A 721-nucleotide genomic window follows, 5' to 3' on the forward strand; every position below is an offset into this window, starting at 1 on the left:
GCGGGCCCCGGCCCGCCCCACCACACACCCGAAGGTGATCACACATGACGACTTACGCCCCCTTTACCCCTGTTCCTTCCTCCATGGAGGTGTCCTTCGCCTCTCAACTCGACGTGGCCGACGCCCTGCTGACCCTGTTGCGCGACACGACCACCGAACCCCGGCCCGACACCCAGCTGGAGGCGCTGACGCTGGCCGTCGCCGCCGATCTGCCCGTACTGCTGTGGGGTGAGCCGGGCATCGGCAAGACGGCGGCGCTGACCCAGCTCGCCGCCGCGCTGGACCTGCCGTTGACGACGGTGATCGCGAGCGTGCACGAGCCGTCCGACTTCTCGGGCCTGCCCGTCGTGGGCGACGACCCCGCCGAGCAGGGGGTGCCGATGGCCCCGCCGGACTGGGCGGTGCGTCTGGTGCGGGCCGGGCGGGGCCTGCTGTTCCTGGACGAGCTGTCGACCGCGCCGCCGGCCGTGCAGGCCGCCCTGCTGCGGCTGGTACTGGAGCGGCGGATCGGCACGCTGCAACTGCCGCCCGAGGTGCGGATCGTGGCCGCCGNNGCTCGCCAACCGGTTCGTGCATCTGCAGTGGACCCACGACCACGAGGTCGTCGTCCGGGGTCTGGGCGGGACCTGGCCGCGCGCGACCCTGCCCCGGCTCGCCCCGGAGCGGTTCCCGGAAGCCGTGGATCACGCCCGTCGCGCCGTGTGCGGGCTGCTCGCCGCCC

The 721-nt window shown here is 73.7% G+C and carries 2 pseudogenes; both read left to right on the forward strand.

Annotated features, from left to right (window positions below):
* Positions 1 to 44: 44 nt before the first annotated feature.
* Positions 45 to 552: pseudogene (locus AOK15_RS46635) on the forward strand (AAA family ATPase); the annotation flags it as partial.
* 2 nt (positions 553 to 554) lie between these two features.
* A pseudogene (locus AOK15_RS46640) lies at positions 555 to 721 on the forward strand (AAA family ATPase); the annotation flags it as partial.

The sequence above is a fragment of the Streptomyces ossamyceticus genome (assembly GCF_001418475.1).
Lineage (GTDB): Bacteria > Actinomycetota > Actinomycetes > Streptomycetales > Streptomycetaceae > Streptomyces > Streptomyces ossamyceticus.